Annotated in this window: 22 protein-coding genes and 1 pseudogene; 12 read left to right on the top strand and 11 right to left on the bottom strand. The window is 56.2% G+C overall.

From position 1 onward, the window contains the following. Positions 1 to 24 precede the first annotated feature (24 nt). From flhE to flhB, 3 genes are read right to left on the bottom strand one after another with little or no spacing between them, the layout of a single operon-like run. On the bottom strand, positions 25 to 432 hold the full coding sequence (gene flhE, locus WFL93_RS12050) for a flagellar protein FlhE (protein ID WP_007892839.1): 408 nt from the start codon (positions 430 to 432) through the stop codon (positions 25 to 27). Then, on the bottom strand, positions 432 to 2,519 hold the full coding sequence (gene flhA, locus WFL93_RS12045) for a flagellar biosynthesis protein FlhA (protein WP_180821968.1): 2,088 nt from the start codon (positions 2,517 to 2,519) through the stop codon (positions 432 to 434). The genes flhE and flhA overlap by 1 nt, the downstream gene beginning before the upstream one ends. Then, positions 2,512 to 3,663: a flagellar biosynthesis protein FlhB gene (gene flhB / locus WFL93_RS12040; RefSeq protein ID WP_007892843.1), complete on the bottom strand. Its 1,152-nt coding sequence runs from the start codon at positions 3,661 to 3,663 to the stop codon at positions 2,512 to 2,514. The genes flhA and flhB overlap by 8 nt, the downstream gene beginning before the upstream one ends. Before the next feature lie 844 nt (positions 3,664 to 4,507). Between flhB and WFL93_RS12035 the strand changes: the two genes are divergently transcribed. The 8 genes from WFL93_RS12035 to WFL93_RS12000 all read left to right on the top strand — a co-directional run bounded on the left by WFL93_RS12035 (position 4,508) and on the right by WFL93_RS12000 (position 13,480). Continuing rightward, positions 4,508 to 5,002 carry an SH3 domain-containing protein gene (locus tag WFL93_RS12035; protein ID WP_180821976.1) on the top strand — a complete coding sequence of 165 codons (495 nt, stop codon included), beginning with the start codon at positions 4,508 to 4,510 and terminating at the stop codon, positions 5,000 to 5,002. Positions 5,003 to 5,074: 72 nt separating this feature from the next. Next, positions 5,075 to 6,289 (top strand): type IVB secretion system protein IcmH/DotU, encoded by a 1,215-nt coding sequence (gene icmH / locus WFL93_RS12030; protein ID WP_007892855.1) that lies wholly within the window; start codon positions 5,075 to 5,077, stop codon positions 6,287 to 6,289. After that, entirely contained in the window at positions 6,289 to 8,403 is a 2,115-nt protein-coding gene (tssM, locus tag WFL93_RS12025) for a type VI secretion system membrane subunit TssM (protein ID WP_007892857.1), read from the top strand. Before icmH ends, tssM begins: the two co-directional genes overlap by 1 nt. Positions 8,404 to 8,416: 13 nt before the next feature. After that, positions 8,417 to 9,115 carry a type VI secretion system-associated protein TagF gene (tagF, locus tag WFL93_RS12020; protein ID WP_336778220.1) on the top strand — a complete coding sequence of 233 codons (699 nt, stop codon included), beginning with the start codon at positions 8,417 to 8,419 and terminating at the stop codon, positions 9,113 to 9,115. A gap of 33 nt (positions 9,116 to 9,148) precedes the next feature. Next, complete coding sequence (tagH, locus tag WFL93_RS12015) at positions 9,149 to 10,261, top strand: type VI secretion system-associated FHA domain protein TagH (RefSeq protein ID WP_007892865.1); 1,113 nt, start codon at positions 9,149 to 9,151, stop codon at positions 10,259 to 10,261. Further along, positions 10,258 to 11,034 carry a PP2C family protein-serine/threonine phosphatase gene (locus WFL93_RS12010; RefSeq protein WP_336778219.1) on the top strand — a complete coding sequence of 259 codons (777 nt, stop codon included), beginning with the start codon at positions 10,258 to 10,260 and terminating at the stop codon, positions 11,032 to 11,034. Before tagH ends, WFL93_RS12010 begins: the two co-directional genes overlap by 4 nt. 13 nt (positions 11,035 to 11,047) lie before the next feature. After that, positions 11,048 to 11,998 (top strand): hypothetical protein, encoded by a 951-nt coding sequence (locus WFL93_RS12005; protein ID WP_336778218.1) that lies wholly within the window; start codon positions 11,048 to 11,050, stop codon positions 11,996 to 11,998. Positions 11,999 to 12,064: 66 nt separating this feature from the next. Then, on the top strand, positions 12,065 to 13,480 hold the full coding sequence (locus WFL93_RS12000; protein ID WP_180821979.1) for a serine/threonine protein kinase: 1,416 nt from the start codon (positions 12,065 to 12,067) through the stop codon (positions 13,478 to 13,480). Between the two features lie 6 nt (positions 13,481 to 13,486). Here WFL93_RS12000 and WFL93_RS11995 read toward each other — a convergent pair whose 3' ends face one another. Together WFL93_RS11995 and WFL93_RS11990 are read right to left on the bottom strand one after the other, a co-directional pair. Next, complete coding sequence (locus WFL93_RS11995) at positions 13,487 to 14,155, bottom strand: gamma-glutamylcyclotransferase (RefSeq protein WP_007892873.1); 669 nt, start codon at positions 14,153 to 14,155, stop codon at positions 13,487 to 13,489. A gap of 235 nt (positions 14,156 to 14,390) precedes the next feature. Continuing rightward, a pseudogene (locus WFL93_RS11990) lies at positions 14,391 to 14,541 on the bottom strand (ChaB family protein). A gap of 368 nt (positions 14,542 to 14,909) precedes the next feature. On the opposite strand from WFL93_RS11990, the gene chaA reads away from it, so the two are divergent. Continuing rightward, positions 14,910 to 15,995, top strand: coding sequence for a sodium-potassium/proton antiporter ChaA (gene chaA, locus WFL93_RS11985; protein ID WP_007892878.1), 1,086 nt, complete (start codon positions 14,910 to 14,912; stop codon positions 15,993 to 15,995). A gap of 74 nt (positions 15,996 to 16,069) precedes the next feature. Here the strand turns inward: chaA and kdsA are convergent, their stop codons facing one another. The 6 genes from kdsA to hemA are packed head-to-tail and all read right to left on the bottom strand — an operon-like array spanning position 16,070 to position 21,376. Beyond that, entirely contained in the window at positions 16,070 to 16,924 is an 855-nt protein-coding gene (kdsA, locus tag WFL93_RS11980; protein WP_180821980.1) for a 3-deoxy-8-phosphooctulonate synthase, read from the bottom strand. 25 nt (positions 16,925 to 16,949) lie between these two features. Further along, complete coding sequence (gene sirB1, locus WFL93_RS11975) at positions 16,950 to 17,759, bottom strand: invasion regulator SirB1 (protein WP_007892883.1); 810 nt, start codon at positions 17,757 to 17,759, stop codon at positions 16,950 to 16,952. Continuing rightward, on the bottom strand, positions 17,756 to 18,154 hold the full coding sequence (locus WFL93_RS11970) for a SirB2 family protein (protein WP_336778217.1): 399 nt from the start codon (positions 18,152 to 18,154) through the stop codon (positions 17,756 to 17,758). The genes sirB1 and WFL93_RS11970 overlap by 4 nt, the downstream gene beginning before the upstream one ends. Before the next feature lie 2 nt (positions 18,155 to 18,156). After that, a complete protein-coding gene (prmC, locus tag WFL93_RS11965; protein WP_336778216.1) occupies positions 18,157 to 18,996 on the bottom strand; it encodes a peptide chain release factor N(5)-glutamine methyltransferase in 840 nt (279 codons plus the stop codon). Continuing rightward, on the bottom strand, positions 18,996 to 20,078 hold the full coding sequence (gene prfA, locus WFL93_RS11960; RefSeq protein ID WP_336778215.1) for a peptide chain release factor 1: 1,083 nt from the start codon (positions 20,076 to 20,078) through the stop codon (positions 18,996 to 18,998). The genes prmC and prfA overlap by 1 nt, the downstream gene beginning before the upstream one ends. A gap of 41 nt (positions 20,079 to 20,119) precedes the next feature. After that, on the bottom strand, positions 20,120 to 21,376 hold the full coding sequence (gene hemA / locus WFL93_RS11955) for a glutamyl-tRNA reductase (protein ID WP_007892893.1): 1,257 nt from the start codon (positions 21,374 to 21,376) through the stop codon (positions 20,120 to 20,122). A gap of 216 nt (positions 21,377 to 21,592) precedes the next feature. On the opposite strand from hemA, the gene lolB reads away from it, so the two are divergent. The 3 genes from lolB (at position 21,593) to prs (ending at position 24,154) form a co-directional block, all read left to right on the top strand. After that, positions 21,593 to 22,216, top strand: a complete 624-nt coding sequence (gene lolB / locus WFL93_RS11950) for a lipoprotein insertase outer membrane protein LolB (RefSeq protein WP_007892895.1) — start codon at positions 21,593 to 21,595, stop codon at positions 22,214 to 22,216. Then, on the top strand, positions 22,213 to 23,070 hold the full coding sequence (ispE, locus tag WFL93_RS11945; RefSeq protein WP_336778214.1) for a 4-(cytidine 5'-diphospho)-2-C-methyl-D-erythritol kinase: 858 nt from the start codon (positions 22,213 to 22,215) through the stop codon (positions 23,068 to 23,070). Before lolB ends, ispE begins: the two co-directional genes overlap by 4 nt. A 136-nt stretch (positions 23,071 to 23,206) precedes the next feature. Beyond that, positions 23,207 to 24,154 carry a ribose-phosphate diphosphokinase gene (gene prs / locus WFL93_RS11940; RefSeq protein WP_006118899.1) on the top strand — a complete coding sequence of 316 codons (948 nt, stop codon included), beginning with the start codon at positions 23,207 to 23,209 and terminating at the stop codon, positions 24,152 to 24,154. Positions 24,155 to 24,230 lie beyond the last annotated feature (76 nt).

The raw sequence follows: 24,230 nt of genomic DNA, 5'->3' as shown, positions 1-24,230 counted from the left end.
TAAGCGTCGCCGATAGTTTAATGGTTACTGATAATTCACCGTCACTTCACTGCTCACCACGCGCAAGCCCGGCGGCAATGCGCCCTTGCCCTGAAAACCAAAGGCCAGATGCAGCGTCTCTTCTGCGGCGACGTTGGCTAAACCCCGCGTACTGCCGCTGGCCCCTTCGATTTCGACACAGCGATCGGCGGCACATAAGCGCACCAGCAAACCCGACGGCGCAGGACGGCTGAGCTGATAGCGCCAGTTCACCACAGAAATAGTGCCCGGTGCGGATGACGGCGCACGCAGCGCCGGCGTCTTCAGCCAGTTACCGCGCACGCCGAGGCTGGGGCCGCTGGCGTTGGCGGTCCAGGCACCACTGGCCGCGTTGGCCGCGAGCGGCATCGCCATTATCGGCAACATCATTAATGCCCAGCACCAGCGGCGCATTACTTGCCTCCAATGGTGGCGGTCATGCGGATCTGACGGTTGTCGGTCAGTTCCATATTCGACAGCACGATCAGCTGCGGCAGATTGCGGCGCAGGAAGCGCGCCAGCAGCGCACGCAGCGGATGATTCACCAGCAATACCGGCGGCGCGCCCGCCATCTCTTGCTGCTGCAGCGCACCTTGCGCCTGCACCAGTAAGCGATCGGCCAGACCCGGCTCGAGTCCACCGCCGCCCTGCAATGCCTGCAGCAGCAGACGCTCCAGCGTGGCATCGAGGCCAATCACCTGCACTTCGCCGTTGCCCGGGAACCACTGCTGGGTGATGGCTCGTCCCAGCGCCACGCGTACCACGCTGGTTAACTCCTGAGGATCGTTCTGCACCGGCGCATGTTCTGCCAGCGTCTCAATAATGGTGCGCATGTCGCGAATCGATACGCGTTCGGTCAGCAGGTTTTGCAGCACTTTGTGCAGCGTGGTCAGGGTAATGACGCCCGGTACCAGATCTTCGGTCAGCTTCGGCATCTCCTGGGTGACGCGATCCAACAGCTGCTGCGCTTCCTGACGACCAAACAGCTCGCTGGCGTATTGGCCAATCAGATGATTAAGGTGGGTTGCTACCACAGTGCTGGCTTCAACCACGGTAAAGCCCTGAATCTGCGCCTGCTCTTTCAATGCGCTATCGATCCAGATCGCCGCCAGACCAAAGGCCGGATCGACGGTCGGCTCACCCGGCAACGAACCGGCGGCGGTGCCTGGGTTGATCGCCATCCAGCGGCCCGGATAGGCATCACCGCTGCCAATCTCCACCCCTTTCATCAGGATGCGATAACGCGCGGGCGGCAGCTCCATGTTGTCACGGATATGCACCACCGGCGGCAGGAAACCGACCTCCTGCGCCACCTTCTTACGTATACTGCGGATGCGGCCCAGCAGTTCGCCGTTTTGCAGGTGATCGACCATCGGAATCAGACGATAGCCCACTTCCATCCCCAGCGAATCTTCCAGCTGCACATCGGTCCATGACGCCTCCACAGTGGCTGGCGTCTCCTGCGGTTTGACCAAACCTGAGGATTCTGCCGGTTTCTTCGGCTGCATTTCACGACCGCGCAGCCACCAGGCCAGGCCCAACAGCGCAGCGGTGAACAGCAGGAACACCAGGTTCGGCATGCCCGGCACCAGACCGAGCAAACCAATCACGCCGCCGCTCAACATCAGCACACGCGGATTTTTGAACAGCTGGGTCACCATCTGCTCGCCGACATCCTGATCGGTGCCCACGCGCGTCACGATGACACCTGCCGCGGTGGAAATCACCAGCGCGGGGATCTGCGCTACCAGGCCGTCACCGATGGTTAACAGCGTGTAGGTTTCACCGGCGTGACCGAGATCCATACCGTGCTGCACCACGCCGACCAGCAGGCCGCCGATGATGTTAATCACCATGATCAGGATGCCGGCGATGGCATCACCGCGCACGAACTTACTCGCACCGTCCATCGAGCCGTAGAAATCGGCTTCCTGCGTCACTTCGGTACGGCGTTGTTTGGCTTCTTGTTCACCAATCAAACCGGCATTAAGGTCGGCATCGATCGCCATCTGCTTACCTGGCATACCATCCAGCACGAAACGCGCGCCGACTTCGGCGATACGTCCAGCACCTTTGGTGATGACCATGAAGTTGATGATAACGAGGATGATGAACACCACGATACCGATAGCGAAGTTGCCGCCGACGAGGAAGTGACCAAAGGCTTCCACCACGCGTCCGGCGGCATCGGCGCCGGTGTGGCCTTCCAGCAGGATGATACGCGTGGAAGCGACGTTCAGTGCCAGACGCAGCAGCGTCGAGAACAACAGAATGGTCGGGAATGCGGCGAACTCCAGCGTGCGCTGGGTAAACATCGCCACCAGCAGCACCATGATCGACAGCGCAATGTTAAAGGTGAACAGCAGGTCAAGAATGAATGCGGGTAACGGCAGCACCATCATCGACAGGATCAACATGATCAGTACCGGCCCCGCCAGCACCTGCCATTGCGTGTCTTTAAAGTTGCCCGGTAAACGCAGCTTCTCGGCTAAATTAGCCATCGTTTCTGTTCTCTCCTGCAAAGTCCATGTCTGCCGGAACCGGCAGGTTTTTTGGTTTGTTTGGAATCAGGCCGCCTTCACGCTTCCAGCGTCGTAGCTGCCAAACCCAGGCCAGCACTTCTGCCACCGCGCCATACAGCGCGCCGGGAATGAACTGACCTATTTCCGTGTGTCGATACAGCGCACGCGCCAGCGGCGGCGCTTCCAGAATCGGGATGCGGTGCTCTTTGGCTAATTCACGAATTTTCAGTGCGATATCGCCCGCGCCTTTCGCTACCACTTTTGGCGCATTCATCTTGCCTTCCTGATATTTCAGCGCCACCGAGTAGTGCGTCGGGTTGGTGACGATGACATCCGCTGTGGGCACATCGGCCATCATGCGGCGACGTGCGGCGGCCCGCATCGCCTGACGAATACGCCCTTTGACGTGCGGATCGCCCTCGTTTTGCTTATGCTCGTCGCGGATTTCCTGTCGCGTCATCTTCAGTTTTTTGAAGTAGCTGTAGAGCTGCCAGAACACGTCAAAACCGACCATCGGGAACAATCCCAGCATGATCAGCCCGCAGCAGGCTGCCATCAGCGTTAGACCGTGGTGCAGCGCGTTGACCGGCGATTCGCTCATCAGGCGCAGCATTTCTTCCCAATGGCTCCAGATGTACCAACCGGCGACCACGCCAACCAGTACCGCTTTCATGATCGACTTCACCAGCTCGGCTGCGGTTTGTCCGGAGAACATGCGGCCGATGCCGGTTAACGGATTGAGCTTCTTGAGATCGAACTTGATGGATTTACCGCTGAAGTTGAGACCACCCAACGCCATCGGTCCGGCAAGGGCTACCACCACTAAACCGCCCATCAGCGGCAGCAGCGCAATCACCGCTTGTTTAATCAGGCTGCCAATGTGGCCAATAATCACCTTGTCATCGTTCACCATGCCGTGATCAAAACGAAAACCGGTGGCCACCATGCTCGCCAGGCGCTCCGCCATGCTGTTACCGCCGACCCACAAAATCAGCAGCCCAATCAACAGCATCATCACTGAAGTCAGCTCGCGCGAACGCGGAATCTGCCCCTCCTCACGCGCTTTTTCAAGTCGGTGGGGTGTGGGCGATTCTGTTTTGTCCTCGTTACTCTCTTCAGCCACAACGCACCTCAGCTGGCAGGAATTCTGAGCATAGAATGCCAAAACCCGCTCAGGCTAAAGCGCGGATTAAAGGGGAGAAATGTGAGTTTATTTAGCCATAAGTGAAATTGTGTGCAGCCAGCGCCAGCGGACGTTGTGATAAAGGCATAAAAAAAGGCGTCCTGTGCCATGAGTTCAACATGGGTAGGACGCCTTTATCCAAAGCACTCGCCTCAGCAGCAACGTGAAGCAAATGCGCAATGTCAGTGGGATATTGCAAACGGTGTGCCAATGATTTTGCCTTAACTTTCCGCCGGATCACGGCTAAAACGGGCAGTAAGCCGCCAATTTGCACTGTCTGAAGGCGTAGGATGCACATAAATTGTGCAAAGCTAAGGTTGGCGTTGAAATGAGAGATTAAGCAAAACCCGTGCCGTACCAGGATAAAAAACGGCAGAATCGGGCGCGGAAATTCCGAAATTGAGAAAATTGTTTCCCTGGGCAATCTTTTTTATTTCACATAAATAGATTAATCTTATTTACCATTTATGATTGGCACTAGCAGCCACTAAAAGCCGTTACGCCAACGTGTATCGCTTACCGCACCGAATAAATTAACTGAGCTTATCTATCACCGTGACTATGTGTTTTATATCATCGGCCTGCGCTGCTTTTTCGCCCGCTAGCACGGGATTTCTCGTGGTGCAATGGTTTGAATTCTCAAAAGTCTTAGGTAGACTTAGTTCAGCACTATCTTTCTGTAATCTGTCTGTTTTTTTGATGGCTTTCTTGCTGCCTAATCTGCCTGCCTAACCGGCCCGTGCCGCAGATTACTCTGCAGCTAATCTGATGAAATTTGAGGATCATGGTGAATAAGAGTCTCGTGCTTGTCTTACTCGCGGTGTTAAGTCTGGCTGCTTGTAAAGCGCCACCGCCGCCCGTTACTGATGACACACTGGTAACCAGCGAAGTGAATGGCGTGCAACTGGTCCATCGTCATGCGGTGGCAGCACCTGCTGAGTTCACGCCGGTTAATGAGAGCTATCGCGCACTGTATGCGGCTTCCGTGATGACCACGCCTGATTTTGGTGGCAAGGTGGTGCGCTATCTCGATAACGCCAAACCGTTTGAAGTTCTGGGTCGTGTTGAACACAGCTGGCTTGCGGTGGCTGATGAGCCGAATGGTCAGCTGATCGGCTATATTCCGCCAAAAGCCGGCGTGGAGAGCAGCCGTTATGACGCGACCATCCGTAGCGATCGTCCACGTCCTCGCCGTAACAGCAAACAGGTCTGTGTGGCCGTTGGGGGCGCCAGTAAAGCTTGTCGCACTAACGATACCGCGACCTGGATCTTAGACTGATAATGCAATCCGGCGCACAGTGCTTGTTGATATGGCTGTGATTTTCGCCCTTGCCTGGATAACCAAGATTTAATGACTCAGGATTCCCTTGCTCGCGATGGCATTGTCGCGGGCAATGATAACCTTTTGCTTAATGCCGCAGCACCGATTCTGAATGCCGTCGTCCGCATACGGCAGGCCGCCACGCATGACGATCCTGCCGGTTTGCGTCAGTTACTGATCGAAGAGATCCGTCAGTTTGAGCAGCGCTGTAAACAAGCGGGGCTGCCGTTTGAGATGATCATCGGCGCGCGCTACTGCCTGTGCAGCGTGCTGGATGAAGCCGCGGCGCAAACGCCGTGGGGCACGCGCGGCGTGTGGTCTGGTAACGGCATGTTAGTGACTTTTCATAATGAAAGCTGGGGCGGCGAGAAATTTTTCCAGCTGCTTTCGCGCGTGTCACAAAGCCCACAGCAGCATCTTTGGCTGCTGGAACTGATCCACTATTGCCTGCTGCTCGGCTATGAAGGGCGCTATCGCGGCAGTGAGAATGGCCGCGTGCAGTGCGAAGCCATCCGGAAACGTCTGGCGCAACTGATTGCTGAAAACCGCCCGTCGAGCGCGAATGCCGCGGTACCGCTGGTGGAAGTGCATCCGCTGGTGAGCACCTTAACGCGTCCGATGGTGCCGCTATGGGCCTGCGTGACCTTAGCGACCCTGGTGGCTAGCCTGATTTATAGCGGACTGAACTGGCGACTGGGCAACGCGGCTGAACCGCTGTTACGTACTATCTATCAAACTCCCTTGCCCCAAATCACGCCCGGTCGTCGCCCTACTTCGCCGCAGGCGCTGCTCGATCTCCATCAACGCCTTAATGATGTAATTGCCGCCGGCCAGCTGGAAGTGAGCGACGGCGCATTCGGCAGCAAAGTGATCATTCCCGCCGATAAACTGTTTTCCAGTGATGGCACCGTGGTGAATCAGGTGGGTCGCGCGCTTTTGGCCCACGTTGCCAGCGCGATGAAGACGGTGAAAGGCACGGTGCTGGTTTCGGTCTACACCGATAATAGCCCGGTCGACGGCCGTTTCGCCTCAAGCTACGAATTCTCTTTTGCCCGCGCACGCGCGGTGACGCAGCTGCTTAATCCGCAGTTAGCTGAAGGCCACAGCGTGAAAGCGGAAGGTCGCGGCGACAGTAATCCGCTGCTGCCGAATGACAGCAATGAAAACCGCGCGCGCAATCGCCGGGTGGAAATCACCCTGTTTGCGACACCGGAAACCCTCGGCAATCATCAGGGAGGCCAATGATGCGCGCATCACTGCAACATCTCTTAACCCATCGCTTACTGTGGAGCCTGATTGGCGTCACCGCGCTCAGCTGCGTGCTGTGGATGCTCGGCCCGCTGTGGAGCTGGGGCGATACGCGGCCGCTCGAGCCGGTATTGCCGCGTCAGCTGGTGGTGGGTCTGCTGTTCTTGCTGTGGCTGCTGTTCCAGTTTATTCCGGCGCTGTGGCGCGGCTGGTTCAACAGCAAGCTGCTTAATCGCTTGCAGCAGATGAGCCAGGAAGAGTTATCCGATCGTCAGGCCACCGAAACGCTGCTGGCGCAGCGCTTCAGCGAAGCAGCACTGCGCCTCAAGCGCACGCAATTTGGTCGTCGTCATCAGAAGAGCTGGCTGGCACGCTTTCAGAGTCACTACCTTTATCAGTTGCCGTGGTACGTGATGATTGGCGCACCGGGTGCCGGTAAAACCACGGCGCTGCTCAACGCCGGATTAGAGTTCCCGCTGACTGACAGCCTCGGCAAAGCGGCCATCCGCGGCGTCGGCGGTACGCGACATTGCGACTGGTGGTTTACCGACAGCGCGGTGCTGATCGACACCGCTGGCCGTTACGCCTTGCAGGAGAGTCAGCGCGCGCGCGACGGCGCTGAATGGCAAAGCTTTATCAACCTGCTGAAACGCTATCGCACTCGCCAGCCAATCAACGGTGTGATCATGACTATCAGCGTCTCCGATCTGCTCACCGATTCGGCGGAGGCGCGCCATGCGCAGGCCAGCGCGCTGCGTGAGCGCATGGCGGAACTGCATCAGCACACCGGCATTCATTTCCCGGTATACGTGATGGTGACCAAAACCGATCTGCTGAAAGGTTTTATGAGCTTTTACGGCAGCCAGAGCAAGCCGCAGCGCGATGCCATCTGGGGCTTTACCTTTCCGTGGGAACCGGGCAAACCGCATAAAGATGATTGGCACCGCAGCTTTAGCCAGCAATATCAGCACTTAGAGCAGCGTTTGCAGCAGCAGTTGGCCAACGTGATGGCCAGCGAACGCGATCTGACGCAGCGCGCCGACAGCTTCCTGTTCCCGCAGGAGTTCAGCTCGCTGCGTCCGCTGCTGAATGAGTATCTCGACGTGGTGTTCTCCAGCCATCAGGAGCCGATTGCCTGGTCGGCGCGCGGTTTATTCTTTACCAGCGGCACCCAGGAAGGTTTGCCGTTTGACCGCATCATGGGTGAGCTGAACCGCAAATTGCAGCTGCCGCATACCGGCGAAAGCAGCCTGGCAGCCTGGGATAGCGTCAATCGCAGCAGCCCGATTCCCGGTAATAAAGGCCAGAGTTTCTTTATCCGTGATTTGCTGAGTGACCTGGTGTTTCGCGAAAGTGGTTTAGCAGGCAGCAATCGCCACTGGGAATACCGTAACCGCCTGTTCCACTGGATTGGCTATGGCGTGCTCACCGGCGCCCTGCTGCTACTCTCCTGTTTGTGGCTCACCAGCTACGTGCAGAATCAGCGTTATCTGGATCAGGTAGCTGAGCGCATTGCGCCGATCACCGTGCAAAGTCAGCAGGTGATTCATCAGCCCGCCGATAATATTTTTGATCTGCTACCCTTCTTAAATAACCTGGTAAAACTGCCGTTGTCTGAGCGTTTTTCCCTCGACAATCCACCGCTTACCATGCGCGTGGGTTTGTATCGTGGTACCCAGGTAAGCGATGCGGCGTGGGCGCTTTATCAAAATGCGCTTAAGTCTCTCCTGTTGCCACGCGTGGCCCAGCAGATCACTAATTTGCTGCGTGACGATCCGGGCAACGATAACGAATACAGTCGCAATGCGCTGCGTGCCTATCAGATGCTGTATCAGCCGCGCAATTATGACGGCGAGTTTCTGCGTGGCTGGCTGATGCAAAACCTGCAGCGTACGCTGCCCAGTGATGTCAGCGCGCGTGATTTGCAGCAGCTCGACTGGCATCTTAGCCAGCTGCTGGATCAGCAGATTCAATCTTCGCCGTATGCACGCGATAACGCATTAATGATGCGCAAGCTTGCGGAGAATCTGAAAAATGCCGGTGAAAGTAGCAATACGCTGGCGATTGCGCCGCATGCCGCTGCGCAGCGATTGACCAGACACAGTGAGTAATGGTGAGGTAACGATGCCGACACACACTGCGCCGGGCTGGTACGGCAAGTTACCGGCTACCGGCGATTTTTTGCGCCAGCGTCTGAGCGAACATACCGTGACGCCGTGGAGCCACTGGTTTCAACAAGGATTGATGCACTGGCATCAGCAGCCGGGTGCCAGCACCGCGCAGTTTTTGCAGGCGCCGGTGTGGAATTTTGTTTTACCGCTTTCGCCGCTGCGCCAGCAGGTGCAGATGGGCTGTCTGCTGCCCTCGAGCGATCGCGTGGGCCGTGCCTGGCCGCTGCTGGCGCTGCGTAGTTTTCCACTGAGCCACTGGCACAGTGCACAGCTGGCGATGTCCGGCGACTGGTTTCAGGAGCTTGGCGCGCTGCTGCTGCACGCGGTACGCGATCGGCTCAACCCCGATGCACTGGAGCAGCAAATGCAGTATTTGTCGCCGCTGATGGTGCCGGATACCCAGCGCAGCGACATCATGGACGTGATTGGTTTTGAGGATTTGCCCTGCACGCTAAGCTGGCGTGAAGTGGCCGACAGGTTCGATCCGCAGCAGCACATCAGCTACTGGTGGAGTAATCGCAGTGACGGTTTTAGCCATGCCACGCATAAGCACAGTGGCCCGCTTACTGCGCAACTGTTTACGTTATTGTTTAACCCGGCGTCTGGTGCACAGCCGGGCCGCAACGGCCTCTATCCACCGATGTTTGAATAGGCCGCAGCGTTTGCCTTGTTAACGGGAAGACTCATGCAATTTACCATTGTGCAGTGCAATACGGATGTGCCGGCAAAAACGGTTGATTTCAAACCGCCCGGCGGCACCATCGGCCGCAGTCAGGATAACGATCTGGTACTGCCCGACGAATCGCGTGCGATATCGCGTCTGCAGGCGCTGGTACACCTTTCGCCAGAAGGCGAGTGCCGTTTAACCAATCAAGGCAGCGTCACCTCGGTGGTGCTGAATGGCGTCGCGCTGCAACGCGGTTCGCAAGTGGCGTTGCAAGATGGTGATACGCTACAAATCGGTGAGTACGGGCTTGAGGTGCGCGATCCCAATAACCTCAACGCGAGTCGGGGCGATCCGCTGGCTTTTTTTGCCGATAACACTGACGATCCGCTTGGCATGTTACAGCAGCCGGAGGCCATCCCCGAACCTGTCGCCCGCGCTGAGCGCCGCAACGATCCGCGTCTGGCTATCGACCCGCAAAGCGATGCGCCGACGTTACCGAACGTGTTGCCTGGTGCCAGCCAGGACAAGCTGATCGCCGCGCTGCTGGAAGGCATGGGGCTGAACAACGGCCAGCAAACCACCATCACCGAAGAGCAGATGCGCGTGACCGGCCGCATGCTAAGTCTGTTCTCGCAAGGCACCGTCGCCCTGCTCTCCTCGCGCTCGATTCTGAAGCGCGGCGTGAAAGCCGACATGACGATGATCCTCAATGAAGCCAATAACCCGTTTAAAATTCTGCCATCGGGTAAAACCGTGCTGATGCAGATGTATCAAAGCCAGATGCCCGGCTTTATGCCGCCGGAACCGGCGGTGCGTGATGCGCTGGTGGATTTACAGGCGCATCAGCTTGGCATGATTGCCGGTATCCGCGCCATTATCGCCGCGATGTTGCAATCGTTTAGCCCGCAGCGCCTTGAAGAGGAGGCGCGTAAAGATGGCGTGTTGCCAAAGCTCGGGTTCAGCAGCGGTCGCAAAGCGGCAATGTGGGATTATTTCTCGCGCCACTATCAGCGCACCGCCGGTGAAATTGAAGATGACTTCCACACGCTGTTCGGCGAAGCCTTCCTGCATGCCTATGATATGGAAGTGAATCAATACAAAGATTCTCAGACGCGGACCGAAGACGCATGAAGATGATGTTTGCCAGCCGCTGCCAGCAAGGTATGCGCGACGAAAATCAGGACCGTACCGGCGCCGAACTGGACGATCACAAAGCCTGTTTCCTGGTGTGTGATGGCGTTGCCGGTCTGCCTGGCGGTGATATCGCCGCTCAGCTGGTGCGCGATACCTTACTGTCGCAGTTACAGCACAGCGAGACCTTTACCCCGGAAAGCACGCGCGCCGCCATCGAACACTGCCAGCAGGTGCTGATTGAGGCACAGGGAAAAAATCCGAATTTTTCACGCATGAGCACCACCCTCGCCGCGCTGTTTATCGACCGCGAAAAACAGCGCGCATGGTGGGCGCACGCCGGGGATAGCCGGGTTTATCACTTCCGTCATGGAGTGCTGAATCAGGTGACGCGTGACCACAGTCTGGCCCAGCAGTTACGTGAGGCGGGCTATGAAAATACCGGCATTAACAGTAATTTACTCTATAATGCGCTCGGTGTGGAGCCTGCACGCCCGGCCACGTTTAGTGAGGTTATTTCACTCACCGATGGCGACGCGTTTCTCGTCTGCAGCGACGGATTCTGGCTCAATCTCACCACCCACGAAATGGAACTGGCACTGCGCATGGTAAATGCCTGCGAAGAGTGGCTGACTTTGATGGAACAAGCCGTTAACCGCAGTGTGAAAAGCGACAATCTCAGCGCTCTTGCAGTCTGGATTGGCGAACCGCAGGAAGCGACGCTGCTTTACTCCCAGGCTGATGCGGCACGTTTTCTGCCGTCACGTTATTGATCCAAGGATTCTTATGAAAGTGTGGTTGACGGGCTTCGCAACCCTGTTGCTGGCCTTAAATGCGCAGGCAGAAGATTATCGCGTGGTGTATTCCCCGAGCCTGTCATTGGAAGTCTATATCGATGACGTGGCCAGTAAGGCGCCCAATGACTGGTGTAAAGAGACGCTGCCGCTGCGCATCGTTTCCGGCAAAAGTACCGACTCCAGCATTTTAACCAGCTTCCTGCCGCGCGTCGGTACGCTGCTGGCAAATCAGTGCGGTTTGCTGGATGAGCTGCCGTGGCAGATGACCAACAAAGAGGGCAGCGTGCTGGCAAACGGCAGCGCGGCCAAACTGCAGAACTGGCGGCCGATCGTGTTAAACGATGCCACCGTCAGCGCCACCAGTACTAATGCGGCGCCACTCGATTTGTCGCGCCCGGCGGATAGCACACCGCTGCAGCATTTTGCGCTGCCCGGCGGCTGCCACTTCCGTACCTGGTGGGACGATAAAGGCGAATCGCTGTTTATTCCGGATAATCCACAACAGCACTGCTCTACGGAAGGCTGGCTGGAAGGCCCCAGCGACATGACGCTGATGAGCGCAGGCAAAGCGCACAAAGTGGCGCTCAACTTCTATCAGGGCTATCCCATTGTTGACCTGAAAATGAGCGGTCCGCCGCTGGAAGTGGTTTCGGTCAATAACCAGCGCATGATTGTTACGCGTCCGGATGCCGATGATAGCTGGCTGGTGCTGCCCTTTGATGCCCAACAACATGTGTGGCGCTTTAGCGGCACGCTATTAGTGAAGATGGACAAAACCGCTGACCAGGATAACGATGTTCTGAAGAAGCGGGTTGAAACATTACGCGGCGTTTGGTCGCCGCAGTTTATGCCACAGCAAAAAGTGACTGTGTTACTGATTGACACCCTGCATGCGGATCTCGCCGATCCGGCGATTGGTGCCTGGCGTAACATTAATTAATTAGCGGTCGTTGCCTGCCGTCAATCGTATGACGGGGCGCTTCAGGACGTGTTCAGAGAGTTCACTATGTCGGCAAACGAAAACCATACACCTAACGCCCTTCCTGCGGGCTACCGGTTTAATGAATTTGAAATCAAGGAAGTGATTGGCGGCGGCGGCTTTGGCATTGTTTACCGTGCCTGGGATCATCAGCTGGAGCGCACTATCGCCATCAAAGAGTACATGCCGGTGTCGCTGGCGGTACGTGCGGCGGATATGTCGCTGGAACTGCGCGGTGAGCGTTTCCATAAGTTATTTACCGCAGGACGCAACAGCTTTATTCAGGAGGCGCGCCTGCTGGCGCGCTTCAATCATCCCGGCTTGCTGCACGTATTGCGCTTCTGGGAAGAGAACGGTACCGCTTATATGGGCACGCTCTATTACAGCGGTATGACGTTGAAAGAGTGGCAGATCACCAGCCCGGACAGCATCGATGAAAGCTGGATCCGTCGTCTGCTCCCGCCGCTGTTTGGGGCGATTGATACCATCCATACCGCCGGTTATCTGCACCGTGATATCTCGCTGGATAACATCCAGATTCAGGAAAATCAGCTGCCGGTGCTGCTCGACTTCGGTTCGGCGCGCAAAGAGATTGGCAACCTTTCCGACGAAACTGAGATCATGCTGAAGCCCGGCTTTGCCCCGATCGAACAATACAGTGAAGAAGGCGAAATCGAGCAAGGTCCGTGGACCGATATTTACGCCCTCGGTGCGGTGCTGCACAATCTGATCACCGGTCATGCGCCGCCGGTCAGCGTGGTGCGCTGTATCGAAGATAACTATCAACCGCTGGTAGAGCGCCAGCCGGAAGGCTATTCGCTGCCGTTGCTGCACGCCATTGACTGCGCGTTAGCGATGAAGCCCGAGGATCGTCCGCAAAGCATTGATGCCTTTGCCAGTTTGATCGACCTGCCGGTCAGCGATGTCGAAGCGCTCTCGACAACTTTACCGACGGTGGCTGAGCCTCCTGCGCCAGCAGAGCCGGTCATGGTCACAACGGAACCGCAGGTTTTGGCGGTCAATCACGCTGCAGCAGCCGTTGAGCCCTTAACCCCGCGCAACGTGCGCCGCTTATCGCCTGGATTAGTGGCAGCCGCCGCGATTGCCATTCTGGCGGTGGTGGTGGTGGTATGGAAAGCGAATCGTCACAGCGAAGCGCCGCCCGTCGCGGCTACCACCGCTCCGGCAGCGCCTGCTGCGCAAGTTAGTAGTGCGGTGAGCAGTTCGCCCACGGTGGCAACGGTTTATCTGCGCTTGCAGGCGGGCGAGAATGTGATGCTAAATGGGGAAGCCAAAGATGTGAAACCCTCGAGCAGCGGATTTGCCTCGCTGAATCTGGCTGCCGGTAACTATCGCATCGAAGTGCGTAACGGCAACCAGGTTTATAGCCAATCACTGACCATCGATCAGCCTGGAACCTGGCTGATCAACCCCGCACAGTAATAAGTCTTAGCGCGCTGCGGAACTCTGCAGCGCTCTGACTTCTGCCGCCAGGCGCGTCAGCGCCTCTTCCTGCATCCCGCGATTACCCAGCTCCTGCTCCAGCGCATACAGATACTGTGCGTTGGTGCCCAGCGGGCCACTGGCTTGCGCGATAAGCGGTGCGATGGTGCGGCGGCAGGAGTCGGTTTCATACAGCGGATGACGCGGGTCCATGATGAACACCAGCGCGGTAACGTTGCGACCATCCTCCAGCTGCAGTTCGCACCAGGTGGGCAGATAGCAGCCGGTGATCATCTCACGCTTCCACAGCAGCTCCAGTTCATCGTGCAGACGCGATTCCGGCAAACGGAACGCCAGTCCGCTGGTTGAACCGCCCTCTTTCAACGCCAGCATGCGGCCGGGTGCGGTAACGGTGCCGCGTCCGGCAATCAGACGCAGACAAAAGGCGCGATGCCAGCCTTCTAACCGGCCCGGTGCGACTTCGGCCGCTTCAAAAATCGGATTCCACATCAGCGAACCGTAGCCAAAAATCCACACCGGACTTTGGTCAGGGCGACAGGCAAGCGTGGCAGAGAGCGATGCCGCACGCTTTTCGCAACTCCAGAACAGTGCTTCATCAATATCGCCAAATGATGTTTTACAATCTGCTTTTAATAAAAATTCCCGCGTTAACACTGTACCTCCTCTGCTGCACTGACATCTTGCCGGTGTGTTTGCTGAAAACTGATGTCTACAGGCGACGCGCGTTGCATCGACTTAAGAGAAGACATTAATTCATTTTTAACAAAAATTTCAAGATTGACCCCGATCACAAAAGGGAAATTCTGTGTAAATAGCATCGGCTGCCTGGCGGGGAACTTGAATGATGAGGGGAAATGGCGCGGCGGGCCGCATTAGCCCGCAGGGGAAATTAATGTTTAGGGTGCCACTTGTCGTCTTCACCTTTAGCGTACTCTTGCTTTACCGCTGACCAGGCGACTTTATGGGCAACCTCTTCGCGCGTGGCTCGGCAAGACATGACGCACGCTGTCCGGCAGCTCACGGTTTGCTGAATAAGGCATAGTTCCTCCTGTTTCAACCCTAAGCGTTAAGCCTGGAACATCTGCGCTAAAACGCAAACCCACACTTTTACTGGCAACAACGATAAAAGAGGGTTAAACCACTATAAAACAGAGCATGAAGGAGAATTAACGGGATGAATATCGTTAATAAGTGAGTTTGTCACTATCGCAACACAATGAATATGTGACGTAATCCTGCAATAACTCACTCTTTTGTCGTGTTATGTTTGATAACCGCTTTTAGTAAAATCGCGTAAAGTCACAGCAGCACAGCTGATGAAAAGTTACACTGCGTTGCGTCAGAAAACTCATTATATTTATCAGGCAATGATTGCCTGCTTGGTTCTTTTTTCCGGAGAGGATGGTAAATGCCTGCACATGAGAAAACCCGTCACACAGAGTACTCACTGATTTTCCCCGTTGCTGCGCTGGCGGTGCTGAGCTTCTTTGGCAACCAGACAGCGCTTCTGCCGGTGATCGGCATCAACCTGCTGGCGCTGGTCGCCATCCTCTTTAGCGCTTTTAGCGTTGTACGTCATGCCGACGTACTGGCGCACCGTTTAGGTGAACCTTACGGCTCGCTGATTCTCAGCCTTTCGGTCGTGATTCTTGAAGTTAGCCTTATCTCCGCGCTAATGGCCACCGGCGATGCCGCGCCTGCGCTGATGCGCGATACGCTCTACTCCATCATCATGATAGTGACCGCCGGTTTAGTCGGCTTCGCCCTGCTGCTGGGAGGCCGCAAGTTTGCTACCCAGTACGTCAACCTGGCGGGCGTTAAGCAGTACATGATCGCCATTTTCCCGCTGGCGATTCTGGTGCTGGTGTTTCCCAATGCGTTACCGGGCGGTAATTTCACCACTACGCAGGCGTTGATTATTGCGGCCATCTCTGCGGCGATGTATGGCGTGTTCCTGCTGATACAAACCAAAACTCACCAAAGTCTGTTTGTATATGAGCACGAAGATGATGGTGACGATCCGCACCACGGCAAGCCGTCAGCGCACAGTTCGCTGTGGCATACCGCGTGGCTGATTGTGCATCTGATTGCGGTAATCACCGTCACCAAGATGAACGCTAACCCGCTGGAAAGCCTGCTGACCGAGTTGAACGCACCGGCGCAGTTTACCGGGTTCCTGGTGGCGCTGCTGATTCTGTCGCCGGAAGGTTTAGGCGCGATTAGAGCCGTGTTGATGAACCAGGTGCAGCGCGCGATGAATCTGTTCTTCGGTTCGGTGCTGGCGACCATTTCTCTTACCGTTCCGGCGGTTACCATTATTGCCACCCTGACCGACCAGCAATTGGTGTTCGGCCTTGAGCCGCCACAAATGGTGATCATGAGCGCCGTATTGATTCTGTGCCATATTTCGTTCTCAACCGGACGCACCAACGTGCTGAACGGGGCCGCGCATCTGGCGCTGTTTGCCGGGTATTTGTTGACGATTATGCTGTAAGTGACCGATCGCCCTTGCTGGCGACCAGGCAATAAAAAAGGCGCCAGCGGCGCCTTTTTCACATCTGATAACAATCAGTTGCTGGTATCCAGCTCTGGGAAACGCTTCACCAGATCGTCAATCGCTTTCATCTGCGCCAGGAACGGCTCCAGTTTGTCCAGCGGCAGCGCGGATGGGCCATCACACTTGGCGCTGTTTGGCTCTGGGTGCGCTTCAATGAACAGACCCGCGATGCCAACCGCCATACCGGCACGCGCCAGCTCAGCAACCTGCGCACGACGTCCACCGGACGCAGCACCGAACGGGTCACGGGTCTGCAGCGCATGGGTGACGTCGAAGATCACCGGGCTGTTGTGGGTGACATTTTTCATCACGTTGAACCCGAGCATGTCGACCACCAGGTTGTCGTAACCGAAGTTGCTGCCACGGTCGCACAGAATAACCTGATCGTTGCCGCCTTCGACGAATTTGTCATAGATGTTGCCCATCTGGCCAGGGCTAACAAACTGAGGCTTCTTCACGTTGATAACTGCGCCGGTTTTCGCCATCGCTTCCACCAGATCGGTCTGGCGTGCGAGGAAAGCGGGCAGCTGGATGACATCAACCACGTCAGCCACCGGCTGCGCCTGTGAAGCTTCGTGCACATCGGTGATGATTTTCACGCCGAAAGCCTGCTTCAGCTCCTGGAAAATCTTCATGCCCTCTTCCAGGCCTGGACCGCGATAAGACTTGATGGAAGAGCGATTTGCTTTATCAAAAGAGGCTTTGAACACGTAGGGGATACCGAGTTTATCGGTGACCTTAACGTAATGTTCGCAGATGCGCATGGCGAGATCGCGCGATTCCAGCACGTTCATGCCGCCGAAGAGAACGAATGGCAGATCGTTTGCGACCTTGATATCGCCAATATTCACTACTTTCTGTGTCATGATCTTTCCTTATATCTTGTGACGCTTAGTGAAGCGTCACCTGTTTCTGTTCGATTGCGTGAATCTGCACTTTAATCATTTCGCTGACCGGGTCTTCAGGACATTGCTCAACGAAATAGGTCAAGTCGGTCAGGGCGATGTGTTCACACTCTAACTGCGCGTATATCAGCCCGCGATCGCGGATTTCATAAGGATCGTCCGGATCAATCTGCAGCAGCACCTGGCTGACGTTCAGCGCCAGTTCCATCTGCTTCTCTTCCATCAGCGCGGATTTCAAGGTGTCGAGCATCTTGCGCATCACGTTAATGGTCTTGGCTTCATCGAGATCGTCGTTATACAGCTTGGCGGTTGGGCTGATGTTGCCCTTTAGCCACACTTCCAAGGTATGCGTATCCAGCGTCTCGCCGTTGAACGGATTGATCAGCCACATTTCGCCGTCGAGCCAGTCGGCACGCAGAATCAGCTGAGTGGGGAAAATCACCGGCATCAGCGGCAGCTCCAGCTCATCGGCGATATGCAGCAGAATCACGCCTAACGATACCGCGGTGCCCTGGCGGCTCTTCAATACTTTGTCAATCCACAGCGCATCGGAGAGATTGTAGACGCCGCTGGCGCCGCCAAATCCCCACTGGCGATAGAACAGTTCCAACAGCTTACCCAGCTGCAGATCGGCGTCCTGTTCACTGCTAACGAACTCACGGGCTTCATCAACCAGCGCGGCCAACTGTTGTTGCACAGAAGGCGCAGAAAAATCATTGCGTATGGCGCATGTGGCGCCAATCACCGCTTCACTCAACGGTGTTTCACTGTAATCGAGTTGCTCTGGCGAGGTCATACAATCCCCAATAACGGCATTTTGGTCATCGCCAGCTTAATCACAAACAGTAAAGCTACGATTGCAATCAGGCAGGCGATCCAACGTGTCCCCATTTTACGTGGGCGACGGCTCAATGCCACGGAACCTAAGGCGATGTAGATAATAACCGCTAACAGCTTCTCCGTCAGCCAGCTTCCTTGCGGGGTGAACGGAGAAAAGTGGGTAATCATCACTAACAGCGCACCGCTTAACAGCAAAAACGTGTCGTTAACGTGCGGCGCAATCCGCACCCAGCGACGCTGTAGCATGGCTGAGCCGGTGCACTGCCAGTAAAAACGCAGCAAAAACAGGCTGATGGTCAGGGCCACGGTTAGCAGATGAAAATGTTTGATCAGGGGATACCAGCTCGCCATCGTTATTCCTTAATTAAAAATTGTCCTAGCGTGACGCGCGGATTTCCGCCGTAATCGTCAACGGTACTCACCGCCTGGTAACCCTGCTGCAGCATGATGGCACGCACGGCTGCGCCTTGCTGCCAGCCATGTTCCAACAGCAGCCAGCCGCCAGACTGCAACCAGCCCGGTGCGGTGTGAATAATGAATCGTAAATCGGCTAAACCCTGATCGTCCGCCACCAGCGCGCTGAGCGGCTCAAAGCGTACGTCACCCTGCTGCAGATGTTCATCGGCGGCATCAATGTAGGGCGGATTGCTGACAATCAGGTCAAAACGTTGGGCGGGAAGTGAGTCAAACCAGTGGCTGAGAATAAAGGTGGCGTTATTGATGTGCAGGCGCTGCGCGTTGTCCTGCGCCAGTTCCACCGCCGCTGCAATGCGATCGCAGCCGATAACCTGACACGCTGGCCGCTCGCTGGCTAAGGCTAGCGCAATCGCACCGGTTCCGGTGCCTAAATCCAGCACGGAGCGGGCGGTGGTTGGCAGATGCGCCAGCGCCTGCTCCACCAGCACTTCGGTATCCGGACGCGGGATCAGCGTGGCATCGCTGACGCGCAGCGGTAGCGACCAGAACTCACGTTCGCCCACCAGATGCGCAATTGGCTCACCGTTAACACGCCGCGCCAGCAGCGTATTCAGCAGTTGCTGCTGCGCCGCATCCAGTTCCGCATCATCAAACGCCACCAGCCAGCTGCGGGTCTTGCCCGTGACGAAACCCAGCAAAATTTCCGCATCGCGCTTCGGGCTGTCGCCGCCACAGAGCGTTACCACAGCCTGCTGTAGCCAGCGACGAATGATCATTAGTCCTGACCAGCCAGTGCCGCCAGCTGATCGGCTTGATACTCCTGCACAATCGGCTCAATCAGCGCATCCAGCTTGCCTTCCATCACTTCGTCGAGGCGATAAACGGTAAGGTTGATGCGGTGATCGGTGACGCGGCCCTGCGGGAAGTTATAGGTGCGGTTGCGATCAGAACGATCGCCGCTGCCCAGCAGGTTACGACGCGTGGAGGCTTCAGCGGCATTACGCTTGGCGGTTTCAGCGGCATGAATACGCGCGCCCAGCACCGCCAACGCTTTGGCTTTATTTTTATGCTGTGAGCGCTCATCCTGACACTCCACCACAATACCGGTTGGCAAGTGGGTGATACGAATCGCGGAATCGGTGGTGTTAACGTGCTGTCCACCGGCACCGGAAGAACGGAAGGTGTCGATTTTCAAATCGCCCGCGTTGATTTCCGGCATTTCAGCTTCTGGCAGTTCCGGCATCACCGCAACGGTACAGGCTGAGGTGTGAATACGCCCCTGCGATTCGGTTTCCGGTACGCGCTGCACGCGGTGGCCGCCCGATTCAAACTTAAAGCGGCCATAAGCGCCGTCGCCGCTGATACGGGCGATCACCTCTTTATAGCCGCCGTGTTCGCCTTCGTTGGTGCTGATGATCTCCACCTGCCAGCGACGCGCTTCTGCGTAACGACTATACATGCGGAACAGATCGCCAGCGAAAATCGCGGCTTCATCACCGCCGGTGCCGGCGCGCACTTCGACAAAGCACGAACGTTCATCGTCGGGATCTTTCGGCAGCAGCAGCACTTGTAGCTGCTGCTCTAACTCTTCACGCTTCTCGCGTGACGTTTTCAATTCTTCCTGCGCCATTTCGCGCATTTCCGGATCTTCCAGCAGCATTTCGGCGGTTTCAACATCTTCCTGCACCTGCTGCCACTCGCGGAAACAGCGGGTGACGTCGCTAAGCTGGGCATATTCGCGTGACAACGCGCGGAAACGATCCTGATCGGCAATCACGCCGGCATCGCCCAGCAACGCTTCCACTTCCTCGTGGCGTTCCTGGAGCGCTTCCAGCTTGGCAACAATAGAGCTCTTCATGTAATAGCGGGTATCCCAGTGATAGGTCGTGACTGACCAGATTACTCTAAACCGAGGCTGTCACGTAAGATCTGCAGGCGTTCGCTGTCGCCGTCGCGCGCGGCCTGCTGCAGTGATTTGGTTGGTGCATGAATTAAACGGTTGGTCAGCTTGTGGGCCAGTTCCTGCAATACTTTTTCCGCGTCAGCGCCCTGACGCAACGCCATCAAGGCGCGCTCATGCAGTTCGGCACGCACTTCATCGGCTTGTGAACGATATTCGCGGATGGTTTCTACCGCGCTTTGTGCGCGCAGCCAGGCCATGAATTCGCCACTCTCCTGCACCACAATGCTTTCAGCCTGCACGGCAGCCGCTTTGCGCTGCGCCATGTTCTGCTCGATGATCGCCTGCAGGTCGTCGACGCTGTACAAATAGGCATTCGCCAGCTTGCCGACTTCAGGCTCGACATCGCGCGGTACGGCAATATCGACCAGCAGCATTGGCTGATTGCGACGCGCCTTCAGCGCGCGCTCCACCATCCCTTTACCGATAATCGGCAGCGGGCTGGCGGTAGAAGAGATAATAATGTCGGCATCGGCCAGGCGCGTTTCGATATCGGCCAGGCCAATCACTTCCGCGCCAACCTCATCGGCCAGCAGCTGCGCACGTTCGCGGGTGCGGTTGGCAATCATCAACTTTTTCACGTGATGTTCGCGCAAGTGACGCGCCACCAGCTCGATGGTTTCACCGGCGCCGACCAGCAGCACGTTAACGGTGCTGAGCGATTCAAAGATTTGGCGTGCCAGTGAACAGGCGGCGAAGGCCACGGACACCGCGCTGGCGCCGATTTCGGTTTCGGTACGCACGCGTTTGGCCACGGAGAAGGTTTTCTGGAACATGCGCTCCAGTTCACTGCTCAACGCATGATCACGTGACGAGTCAACAAAGGCTTTCTTTACCTGACCCAAAATCTGCGGTTCACCTAACACCAACGAATCCAGCCCGCTGGCAACGCGCATCAGATGGCTGACCGCCGCGTTATCCTGATGCCAGTAGAGGCTGTTACGCACATCCTCTTCACGCAGATCGTGGTAGTCACACAGCCAACGCACCAGCTTCTCCTGCAGGTCGGCTTGCTGCTCTACACTGAGGTAGAGTTCAGTACGGTTGCAGGTCGAAAGGACCACACCGCTCTGCACCATCGGCTGGGACAGCAGGCTATTCAGCGCCAGTTCCAGCGTGTCTGGTGTAAACGCAACGCGTTCGCGTAGCGCAACAGGTGCAGTTTTGTGGTTGATTCCGAGTGCAAGCAGCGTCATGTGATTCGGGTTGGGATATCCCAATAGTTGTCAGGGTTTTGTGCTGCGCATTCTACAAGATGCCACAGGTCAAGAAAAGCCATACAAAGCCTATGACTGTAATAAGATTAAACTGATCGTGCGCAATTATTGCCATAACAGCATTGACGGCTTACCTGCGGATGGTTAGCGTTACCGGTTACGAAGTAAAAACGTGTCTGAGGAGATGACCACGTGATGCATTTGCCCCCGCGCAAGTTACTGCGCCTTTTACCCCTTGCCAGCGTGTTACTGGCTGCATGTACCATTAACAAACCACAAGGTCCGGGCCCAAGCACCACGTCACCCCAATGGCAGCAGCACCAGCAGGCTGTAACCAAAATCAGCCAGTATCAGACGCGCGGTGCGTTCGCTTATCTTTCTGATAAACAAAAGGTGTATGCGCGCTTTAACTGGCAGCAAACCGCCGCCGATCGCTATCGCCTACTGCTGACCAATCCGCTCGGCAGCACCGAACTGCAGCTTGATGCGCAGGGCTCGGTGGTGCAGATCGTCGATAATAAAGGCAAGCGTTACGTGAGCAACGATGCTGAGAAGATGATTTCACAGCTTACCGGCATGGATATCCCGCTCGCCAATCTGCGTCAGTGGATGATGGGCTTGCCCGGCGATGCCAGCGATTATCAGCTCAACAGCCACTATCAGCTGCAAAGCCTGAACTACAGCCGCAATGGCCAGCAGTGGAAGGTGAATATCTCGGATTACGACAGCAAGGTTAACCCGCCACTGCCGGCGAATCTGGAGCTGACTGAAGGCGGTCAACGTATCAAACTGCGCATGGATAGCTGGACCACCCAATGATCACCACGTGGCCTGCGCCAGCAAAACTGAATCTGTTTTTATACATCACCGGCCGTCGTCCAGACGGCTATCACAACCTGCAAACGCTGTTTCAGTTTCTTGATTACGGCGACACGTTACAGATTGCAGCCGATAGCAGCGACAAGATTACGCTGCTCACGCCGCTGGATGGCGTGCCGGATGAAGAGAACCTGATTGTGCGTGCCGCCCAGGCGCTGAAACAGTTCGCTGCCGCCCGCGGCACCTTGCCAGTGCATGCCGGCGCAACCATTGCGCTGGAGAAGGTGCTGCCAATGGGCGGCGGATTAGGCGGTGGCTCTTCTGATGCCGCCACGGTGCTGGTAGCGCTCAACCATTTGTGGCACACCCAGTTGAGCGTGGATGACTTAGCAACGATTGGCATCAAACTGGGCGCGGATGTGCCAGTGTTTGTGCGCGGACACGCCGCCTTTGCCGAGGGCGTTGGCGAACAGTTACAACCCGCGACACCTGAGGAAAAATGGTATCTGGTGGCGCATCCCGGCGTTAGCATCGCCACGCCCGATCTGTTTCGCGATCCCGATCTGACGCGTGATTCACCAATCCGCACATTAGATGAACTGTTGCAGCGTCCTTTTCACAATGATTGTGAGGCTGTGGCAAGAAAACGTTTTCGTAAGGTTGATGAGCTGCTTTCCTGGCTGCTAGAATACGCGCCGTCGCGCCTGACTGGGACCGGAGCTTGTGTGTTTGCTGAATTTGACACCGAGTCCGCCGCACGTCAGGTGCTGGAGCTTGCCCCGAAATGGATTTGCGGATTTGTGGCGCGCGGGCTTAATATCTCGCCGTTGCAGCGCACACTTTCTGGGCTATAAGCGTTTCCGTGACAGTGTCACACGTTCCAGATACTGCACGTTGCGCATTAACACACCCGTATGAACATGCTCTTTGGTATTCGCCGGTTACTCTAGAGCCGTTCATTCTCTGGACGCCAAGCCTGAGGTTCTTCTCGTGCCTGATATGAAGCTATTTGCTGGTAACGCCACCCCGGAACTAGCACAACGTATTGCCAACCGCCTTTACACTAGCCTCGGAGACGCCGCTGTTGGCCGTTTCAGTGATGGTGAAGTAAGTGTACAGATCAACGAAAATGTACGCGGTGGTGATATTTTCATCATCCAGTCCACCTGTGCCCCCACCAATGATAATCTGATGGAGCTGGTTGTGATGGTCGACGCATTGCGTCGGGCTTCTGCTGGTCGTATTACTGCTGTAATTCCTTACTTTGGCTATGCGCGTCAGGATCGCCGTGTGCGTTCTGCTCGTGTGCCAATCACCGCCAAAGTGGTTGCCGATTTCCTTTCAAGCGTAGGCGTTGACCGTGTTCTCACCGTTGACCTGCATGCTGAACAGATCCAGGGCTTCTTTGATGTTCCGGTGGATAACGTATTTGGTAGCCCAATTCTTCTGGAAGATATGCTGCAGATTGGTCTGGAAAATCCGATTGTCGTTTCCCCAGACATTGGTGGCGTAGTGCGCGCTCGCGCTATCGCCAAACTGCTCAACGACACCGATATGGCTATCATCGACAAACGCCGCCCGCGTGCGAACGTTTCTCAGGTGATGCACATCATCGGCGACGTTGCCGGCCGTGACTGTGTACTGGTCGACGATATGATCGACACCGGCGGTACGCTGTGCAAAGCGGCTGAAGCGCTGAAAGAGCGCGGCGCGAAACGCGTATTCGCTTATGCCACTCACCCCATCTTCTCCGGTAATGCAGTAGAAAACCTGCGTAAATCGGTGATCGACCAGGTGATTGTCTGCGATACCATTCCGCTGTCGGAAGAGATGAAATCACTGCCAAACGTGCGTACTTTGACGCTGTCTGGCATGTTGGCCGAAGCGATTCGTCGTATCAGCAACGAAGAATCCATCTCCGCGATGTTTGAGCATTAATTCATCGTGTGAAACCGGGCCCTGTGCCCGGTTTTTCTTTGCCTGCTCGCCATCATTTTACTCACCGATTAAGCCA

Origin of the sequence: Pantoea sp. USHLN256, assembly GCF_037149875.1 — a bacterium.
Classification (GTDB): Bacteria; Pseudomonadota; Gammaproteobacteria; order Enterobacterales; family Enterobacteriaceae; genus Pantoea; species Pantoea nemavictus.
Note: the sequence above shows the minus strand (reverse complement) of the source record. Positions and strands in the feature narration are given on the sequence as shown.

What these genes read in the sequence shown, in the direction of transcription:
- flhE (WP_007892839.1), bottom strand. Translation starts at nt 432, where the DNA reads ATGCGCCGCTGGTGCTGGGCATTAATGATGTTGCCGATAATGGCGATG.
- flhA (WP_180821968.1), bottom strand. Translation starts at nt 2,519, where the DNA reads ATGGCTAATTTAGCCGAGAAGCTGCGTTTACCGGGCAACTTTAAAGAC.
- WFL93_RS12035 (WP_180821976.1), top strand. Translation starts at nt 4,508, where the DNA reads ATGGTGAATAAGAGTCTCGTGCTTGTCTTACTCGCGGTGTTAAGTCTG.
- icmH (WP_007892855.1), top strand. Translation starts at nt 5,075, where the DNA reads ATGACTCAGGATTCCCTTGCTCGCGATGGCATTGTCGCGGGCAATGAT.
- tssM (WP_007892857.1), top strand. Translation starts at nt 6,289, where the DNA reads ATGCGCGCATCACTGCAACATCTCTTAACCCATCGCTTACTGTGGAGC.
- tagF (WP_336778220.1), top strand. Translation starts at nt 8,417, where the DNA reads ATGCCGACACACACTGCGCCGGGCTGGTACGGCAAGTTACCGGCTACC.
- tagH (WP_007892865.1), top strand. Translation starts at nt 9,149, where the DNA reads ATGCAATTTACCATTGTGCAGTGCAATACGGATGTGCCGGCAAAAACG.
- WFL93_RS12010 (WP_336778219.1), top strand. Translation starts at nt 10,258, where the DNA reads ATGAAGATGATGTTTGCCAGCCGCTGCCAGCAAGGTATGCGCGACGAA.
- WFL93_RS12005 (WP_336778218.1), top strand. Translation starts at nt 11,048, where the DNA reads ATGAAAGTGTGGTTGACGGGCTTCGCAACCCTGTTGCTGGCCTTAAAT.
- WFL93_RS12000 (WP_180821979.1), top strand. Translation starts at nt 12,065, where the DNA reads ATGTCGGCAAACGAAAACCATACACCTAACGCCCTTCCTGCGGGCTAC.
- chaA (WP_007892878.1), top strand. Translation starts at nt 14,910, where the DNA reads ATGCCTGCACATGAGAAAACCCGTCACACAGAGTACTCACTGATTTTC.
- kdsA (WP_180821980.1), bottom strand. Translation starts at nt 16,924, where the DNA reads ATGACACAGAAAGTAGTGAATATTGGCGATATCAAGGTCGCAAACGAT.
- sirB1 (WP_007892883.1), bottom strand. Translation starts at nt 17,759, where the DNA reads ATGACCTCGCCAGAGCAACTCGATTACAGTGAAACACCGTTGAGTGAA.
- WFL93_RS11970 (WP_336778217.1), bottom strand. Translation starts at nt 18,154, where the DNA reads ATGGCGAGCTGGTATCCCCTGATCAAACATTTTCATCTGCTAACCGTG.
- prmC (WP_336778216.1), bottom strand. Translation starts at nt 18,996, where the DNA reads ATGATCATTCGTCGCTGGCTACAGCAGGCTGTGGTAACGCTCTGTGGC.
- prfA (WP_336778215.1), bottom strand. Translation starts at nt 20,078, where the DNA reads ATGAAGAGCTCTATTGTTGCCAAGCTGGAAGCGCTCCAGGAACGCCAC.
- hemA (WP_007892893.1), bottom strand. Translation starts at nt 21,376, where the DNA reads ATGACGCTGCTTGCACTCGGAATCAACCACAAAACTGCACCTGTTGCG.
- lolB (WP_007892895.1), top strand. Translation starts at nt 21,593, where the DNA reads ATGCATTTGCCCCCGCGCAAGTTACTGCGCCTTTTACCCCTTGCCAGC.
- ispE (WP_336778214.1), top strand. Translation starts at nt 22,213, where the DNA reads ATGATCACCACGTGGCCTGCGCCAGCAAAACTGAATCTGTTTTTATAC.